Annotated in this window: 8 protein-coding genes; 4 read left to right on the plus strand and 4 right to left on the minus strand. The window is 40.0% G+C overall.

What is annotated here, in order from left to right; all coding sequences use genetic code 11:
• The coding region (locus QAS77_RS09120) for a phenylacetate--CoA ligase family protein (protein ID WP_305065082.1) at window positions 1-717 on the minus strand (717 nt) is incomplete at its 3' end.
• A gap of 263 nt (window positions 718-980) precedes the next feature.
• Between QAS77_RS09120 and QAS77_RS09125 the strand changes: the two genes are divergently transcribed.
• Window positions 981-1,775 carry a UbiA family prenyltransferase gene (locus tag QAS77_RS09125; protein WP_250867271.1) on the plus strand — a complete coding sequence of 265 codons (795 nt, stop codon included), beginning with the start codon at window positions 981-983 and terminating at the stop codon, window positions 1,773-1,775.
• 9 nt (window positions 1,776-1,784) lie between these two features.
• Window positions 1,785-1,919: a hypothetical protein gene (locus tag QAS77_RS09130; RefSeq protein WP_305065084.1), complete on the plus strand. Its 135-nt coding sequence runs from the start codon at window positions 1,785-1,787 to the stop codon at window positions 1,917-1,919.
• A gap of 81 nt (window positions 1,920-2,000) precedes the next feature.
• On the opposite strand, the gene QAS77_RS09135 is transcribed toward QAS77_RS09130, so the two are convergent.
• The gene (locus QAS77_RS09135; protein ID WP_305065086.1) at window positions 2,001-3,170 is read right to left on the minus strand and encodes an ABC transporter permease; all 1,170 of its coding nucleotides are present in this window, start codon (window positions 3,168-3,170) and stop codon (window positions 2,001-2,003) included.
• Window positions 3,171-3,470: 300 nt separating this feature from the next.
• Between QAS77_RS09135 and QAS77_RS09140 the strand changes: the two genes are divergently transcribed.
• Complete coding sequence (locus QAS77_RS09140) at window positions 3,471-4,754, plus strand: hypothetical protein (protein ID WP_250867273.1); 1,284 nt, start codon at window positions 3,471-3,473, stop codon at window positions 4,752-4,754.
• Between the two features lie 146 nt (window positions 4,755-4,900).
• Window positions 4,901-5,920, plus strand: coding sequence for a hypothetical protein (locus tag QAS77_RS09145; RefSeq protein ID WP_305065088.1), 1,020 nt, complete (start codon window positions 4,901-4,903; stop codon window positions 5,918-5,920).
• A gap of 327 nt (window positions 5,921-6,247) precedes the next feature.
• On the opposite strand, the gene QAS77_RS09150 is transcribed toward QAS77_RS09145, so the two are convergent.
• Complete coding sequence (locus QAS77_RS09150; RefSeq protein ID WP_250867275.1) at window positions 6,248-6,436, minus strand: CxxC-x17-CxxC domain-containing protein; 189 nt, start codon at window positions 6,434-6,436, stop codon at window positions 6,248-6,250.
• Window positions 6,437-6,819: 383 nt separating this feature from the next.
• On the minus strand, window positions 6,820-7,134 hold a 315-nt coding region (locus QAS77_RS09155), incomplete at its 5' end, for a potassium transporter TrkG (protein WP_305065090.1).

Here is a 7,134-nt window from a genome sequence, read left to right on the forward strand (position 1 = left end):
CATCTCGGATAGGCCATAGGAATCATACGCTTTAATGTTGAACGCATCTTCAAGTTCTTTTCTGGTACTGGATGACCATGGTTCTGCACCAAAGCATCCTACTCGTAATGATAATTTATCAAGGACATTCATTTCCCTGACGGTTTCTGCAAGGTAAAGTCCATAAGAAGGAGTACAATGAATAGCAGTAACGCCAAAGTCCTGCATCATCTCGATCTGTTTTGCTGTGTTTCCGGTCCCGCTTGGTATGGCCATGGCGCCAAGTTGTTCGATACCATAGTGAAAACCCAGTCCGCCTGTGAAAAGACCATAATTGACGGCATTCTGGAAAACATCGTTCGCGTCCAGACCGACCATGGTAAAATTACGTGCCATCATATTTCCCCATGTTTCAATATCATTGGCAGTATATCCGACAATCGTTGGTTTCCCACTTGTCCCCGAAGAAGCGTGGATACGCACAATATCTTTTTTTGGGACTGCAAAAAGACCGAATGGATAGTTGTCACGAAGGTCCGTCTTTTTGGTCATTGGCAACTTTCTGATATCATCCAGTGATCTGATATCATCAGGAGTGATACCCAGGGCTTTGAACTTCTCTCGATAAAAATGCACATTATTATAGACTGCTGCAGCCGTTTTCTTCAAGCGATTCAATTGCAATTCAAGAAGTTCATCATGTTCCATCGTTTCATATTTTGGCTGCCAGTATTTCATGATGTGATCACCTTTTCACGTCTGAATGAATTCAATCTTTAAATGATTTACTATGCTTCGTTTAATGTCTTGCAGGTCATGAGCATTATCCAATTGATCAAAATATGGTGTCTTAATATCTTTATTTTTTTGAGAATGTATGAAATCCTTATCTCAAATCTCAATAAAATGTTCATGTAATAAGTTATTTTGTACATAATTATAGTTTTTGTGGGTAGATAGTTCTAATACGTGTGCAAAGATGTTTATGTTTGAGGATGTCGATGAGCAAAGGATGTACATTATTTAGAGATAGCACCAATAATCTGAACTTCCACGATATTACAAAGGCATTATGGAAAGATTTTATCTATGGAGGGCATATTTTTGCATTTGGGGCTATCTGCGTAGCTATTATGGCATCGATTATATTCGCTATTCCGATAACCTGGGACTTTATGTTGATCATCTACCTGATCTTCTATACGATATATGTGTACGACTATTTTACTGGTGCAGAGGAAGACAAGAACAATTACTCAAGTCGTTCAGAATATCTGCAGAACAATGACGAAAAAATGCTGTTAGCTACTATATATGGTTCCATTGTGGCAATAGCTTTCACATATTTAATTTACAGTGATATCAAAAACATGTTCATTGGGTTTGGGATCCTTGTACTGGGGCTTATGTATCATTCACATTTTAAATCCATCACAAAAAAATTGCCAGCATTCAAGAATTTGTTCGTATCACTCGTATGGGGACTCCTCATCTTCACCATGTTCGTCTATTATGGATATCAAATTGACATATCTGCAATGGTCATATCAGCTTTCGTATTCCTTAGAATGGTAGGTATCCAGATAATGTTCGACATTCGGGATATAGAAGGGGATCGAATAAAAGGGCTGTTGCCCATACCGGCAATATTTGGCCATGATAAGAGTATATCGTTGCTCAAAATGCTCAATATTGTAACCTTGATATTGCTTGCAGTTGGTGTCTATATGAAAATATTGCCAATTTTTGTCTTAATGATAATGTTGGTAATGGCTTATTCAGTAATGTATAAATGAAAAGTTCTAATGTCAAGAACTGATAACAGATGCTACATACTTGCAGCAGGGGAGCCTGTTGTGTGGGCAGTTCTTGTTTGCGGGGGCATAGTGCTCTCCAGACTAGTCCCTTATGCAGCCGACATCGGTACTATGATATTTTGAGGACCAAAGGTGTCAGCATCTGGCACTTATATAGGGCAGTTTCATTTAAACCGGCAGATAATACATCCAATCATTGAGCGTTCAATCGCCTTCAATGGATTCAACAGGATCGAGTCTTGAAGCACGTCTTGCAGGATAAACACCCGCAAGAACGTTCAGGACGAACGCAAAGGTTGCAGCATAAAAGAAGTTACTGGCAAGGATCGTAATTGGCATCGTCTCCAGTCCCAAATACATCTCACTGGGCAATTCAAGTTGATATGCTCCAATTGAAACAGATGTGATGTAGCCAATAATACAACCTGCAATAACGCCAAAAGCTCCGAGAACCGCTGATTCTATCAGAAATATGGAAGTGATGCTTCTTCGTGATACTCCCATGGCCATGAGCATGCCTATCTCTTTTTTCTTATCCATGACAACGGTAACCAGGGTGTTGGCAATACCGAATCCGGCAATGATGTAGATGAGTGCATAAAATATCCAGATGAATACACGCTGTGTATTAAGCAATTCCAGGATCTCCCTGTTGGCTTCCAGCCAGCTTGCCGCATCAGCACTGGTGTCGGTTTCAATTGAATCTGCAATTGCTTCCGCTTGATATGGATCGAACACTCTGACACTTATAGAAGTGACGACACCATTCTTCCTGAAAAGCTCCTGCAATGTTCCCAGTCTGGCATATGCAATACTTTCATCGATCGGAGTGCCGGTGTTGATTATCCCCACTACCTTAAAGACCCGTTTATTTGAACCTGGATAAATTGCTTCCACATTATCTCCGAGACCAACCTCAAGGTTGTCTGCAAGTTTATCACCAAGAACAATGCCATGGCCCGTAAGTGCAAGCATCGTAAAGCTTCTGGAAACGATGTCCTCACTGACATGCATTACATGATCTTCAGCTTCTGGCTCTATCCCTTTGAGCAGGACTCCTTCGGCATTGTCCTTATATTTTAGAGCCGCCTGTCCCGAAAGATAAGGTGATACTGCCACAACACCTTCTTTCTCGCTTATCACTGACATGAGATACTTGTAAAGGTGCAGTTCGTCACCATCTTTGGATTGTGGGCTTATTACGATATGTGGGGCGTTTTCGATAGTAATTTCAAGGAGCTCTTCCTGCAAACCGTTCATCATCGACATCAGGACGATTATGGTACTCACAGCTAATGCAACTGCCATTAAAGAAAAAAATGTATGGCGACGGCGTGAGTTTATGTGGCGTATTGCTATGGTGAACTCGAACATCAAAAAACTCCCAATAAACACACAGATACTGATATAGCAATAGTATTTGCTTCGATTTAATACTTGTTTGTTTTGTCTGTATCTAATTTATAACTTCTGAAAAGTTATGTGCAGATCTCATGTACACACAGCTGAAAGATATCATTTTCTTAAATTTGCTTAATGCATATTGAAAATTGTGCATTTATATATTATAATCAATCTTCGATTTTTATATATGCATTAAATCATGTGCACGAATTATATAATTCATGCCATGCAAGTTAAGTCTGTGTCCATGCGAACTTCTTTCTCATGAGGGTGTCTGAAAAGAAGGTCCTTGCAATAGATGCAGCAATAATACTTTTGCTCAGTTTTCTGTTCATAGCATCAGTAACTATCGTTGCAGCCGGGGGGGATGGAATCTCCACATCTGCTGAACTTAGTTACGAGCTTCTGGGTGACGAGAATATTGTCCATGTGACTAAAGAAATCACATTCACTAACCTCGATGAAAATACTCGTTACTGGCAGGGTTATTATGACACCTATAATTATTACATCCCCGATGGTGCTGAGAACATCAGGGCATATGATAGTTCCAGCAGTATGGAATATACAAAGGGTGATGGTGAATTTTATATATTTAATTTCAATGAACGAATGTGGTATGGCGATGTTTTCAAATTTAGAGTTGAGTATGACCTAATGGTCAACCAAAATACCGCTGTTTTCAATATATGGGATAACACTGATAGTGCAACTGCAAAGATCATCATACCTGATGAATATGAGGTGTATCTGAATAAACAGAATTGTGTGGTAGTACCTCTGAAAAACATGTATGTAATTGATCCCGGCAATTTGGGGATGAGTGTTGCACCAATAACAGTTGATCTTGTAAGGCATACTGAATTGAACAGTATGACTGAAACTGTGAAACTAAAGAAAAAAGATGTCCTCGTGACAGTCAGGTACTGGGATGGGGAAGAGCAGTGGGCGGAACATGTTATGGATACGACATCCAGTAGCCTTGTAATTCTCGAAGATCTGTGGGGTGTTGCATATCCTGCTGGTTATGGCATAACCATTACTGAAAGCAGTATGGAAGATACTGGTGGTTATGGGGGTCTTAATAACTGGAGCAAGGGTATATCACTGCTTCATACGTCAAGGGACATAACATTGATACATGAATTGGCCCATTACTGGACAGAATGCTGTTCTTTCGAACAACTGTGGATGGATGAAGGTTACGCTAATTTCTATGCTATGAAGGTTCTTGAAGAGCTCGACCCTTTGCAAGCCACGAAGGAATTGGATCGACTCTCAGATATTGGAGCTGATGAAAGGAACGATGGGAAGCTTGCCGATTGGTCAACACCTTCTGAATTAGCTTCAGGCTATGCATATCAGACCAAATTAAATTACAAAAGGGCATTTCTTTTAACTTATTCCCTCTACGGGGATGTTGGCATGGATACTTTCAGGGATGCTGGTGTGGAATTCATCAATATGGGGCATGTTGATAAAAGTGACCACATAAGTATCATGGAAAGTATTTCAGGCAAAGAGCTTGATGCTATCTATGATCAATATCTCTAACTCATTAAATCTGGTGAAAATGGGCATATGTTTTTAATTTAACAAGGAACATATTTTTATAGTTATCAAAGACTATTATGTTAAGCAAGTCTGCTCATGCATATATTCCGACAAAACTGCAGGTTTTGTTCCAAGGGGTGTCTCAAATGGATTTTATTGAAAAGCTTAAGGAAAAACAAAAGGATCAAAGTGCTAAGAACTGGTTTGACCTTGGGGTTCAAACAAAAAGTCAGGATAAGAAAGTGAAATATTTCACAAAATGCCTGTTGATAGAACCGGGAAATGCGCAGGCATTAAGACTTATGGCAGATGCTCAACAAGAACTGGGGTTGGTAGATGCAGCACTTGGTTCAAGAGCAAAGGCAGATGAAATGGAAGGTCTTGCAAGTGGTTTTGAGCAGGATGATGATGTGGCCCTTGAAACAAGCTCCTTTGAAAATGTAAACTTTGGCTCAGATACCCTTAATTTTGAAGAAGAGGCCATACCTGCACAACAAAGTTTTTCTTTTTCAAACGATTCTCCTATGGCCGGAGTTTCCGCAGATGAGGCCATTCCTGCTGATGATGTGATAGAGATAATAGAAGAACCGCAGGAAGGGCTGAAATCGGTGAATCCGGTAATCAAGGACAACAAGTGGACTGCGTTCGAAGATGCAAAGAACAAAGAGCTGGAATGGGAATCCGATGCACATGTTGAATATGATGCTGGGGTCCACACGCAAGATGAGTCTGAAATGGCTGAATCCCTCGTAATTCCAGAAGAGGATGGTGGGGGTAAATTCGTTGAAGCTGCAGAAGAAAAGAGCGAGAGTACCTTTGTTGAAGCTGTGGAAGAAAAGAACGAACCTACATTTGTTGAAGCTACAGTAAAAAAACCGACTATGGTAAAAGCAGAACCTGTTGTTGCAGTAAAGGAACCTGCACAAAAAGTTATCCGACAAGCAGATGAGAAAAGGGTAAATGCCTCTGTAACAGAACCATCTGTTAAAAAGGTAACAATGGTCCAGACTGCGCCTACTGAAGTTGCTCCTGCAATATCTCAATATAAGGTCACGGATACTGTACCTTTTACATTACCTATGAAAGAGATAATCAAGTTCTGGGTTGTAGGTATTGTTGCGATATTAGTTGCAGGGTTTATAATGACCGCATTAGTTGGACAATAAAGAAGAGTGCCATTGTTATGTGGTACCCTTTTTCACCATATTTTATTTTCCATTGTCGCTAATACGATCTATTTCGTATGGATCGGATAATGGTCTGAGGCTGCAAGGTCATTTTTCTGATAAATATGGGAATTCAATTAGATTTTTAGTTGTGACTGATCTGAGTTTATTCACTGAACGCTGGGATGGTCCAATTAGTCTATAAATTAATAATCGGTAGCACAAAAACCAATTAAAAATAGATAGCGGCGATCATGTCAGAAACATTTTATCTGATCGCACACCTTAATTTTGATTGTTTAAAAGAATAGTAAGATTCACATCCACTTAATATCGTTTAGGTGGTCTGTGGCTCTGGTAGCATTCCTTGCAGTATACTGGCCTGTCAGGGTCCGGTACGAAAGGCACTTCTGTTTCCTGACCGCAGTCAGCACATTTAGCTTTGTGCATCTCTCTTGGTCCACTGTTGAAACCACCGCTTCCGCCGCCTCTGCCGTTAAAGCTTCTTCTTTCCATCTGTTTTCCTCCCTTTATATTTTATACCAAATTCATCCAAAAAGATCCGCACGTGTAAATTCCTTATTCTTGGGAGGTCTTGATGGATTCGTTGACTGTTTCAATTCATGGTCTGATTATATATAGCACTGTTGGTTTTTTAGGTGCCTGGATATTCTAAATAAGTCAATGAAGTCTTTAGCTCCTTTTTTTATATGGTCTTAGGGAATTGTCTTTGAATAATTGATTGATCATAAAATGGACATATTGGTGAAGTAACTCATTATTTCAAGCTTTTAAGCAGGGGAATAATGCATTATGTGGGACATGTTTCTTTTCAAAAAATCCGATCTCATCATCGAAATCCTGCTCGGGATATTTCCTGCATGATACAATTATCATGTTCAACGCTTCCAAAAAGCTGGTGTTAACAACACAATAACTGTAAAAACCTCGAGCCTTCCAATCCACATATTAGCAATAAGGATTAATTTGCCAGGGTCAGGGATAGAATCAAAACTAGCCATCGGGCCTACGAGGCCGAGGCCGGGACATACATTGCCCAGAGTTGCAATGGAAGCACTCAGGGTAGTAACGAAATCCATTCCCATTAATGAAAGCAAGGTTGAGCTGGCAAAAAAGATCATGAGGTAAATTACCATGAAGGATACGATGGAATGTATGACTTCTTCGGGGACTGTTTTATTATTGAAGCGGAT

Origin of the sequence: Methanococcoides sp. (assembly GCF_030594565.1) — an archaeon.
Taxonomy (GTDB): Archaea; Halobacteriota; Methanosarcinia; order Methanosarcinales; family Methanosarcinaceae; genus Methanococcoides; species Methanococcoides seepicolus.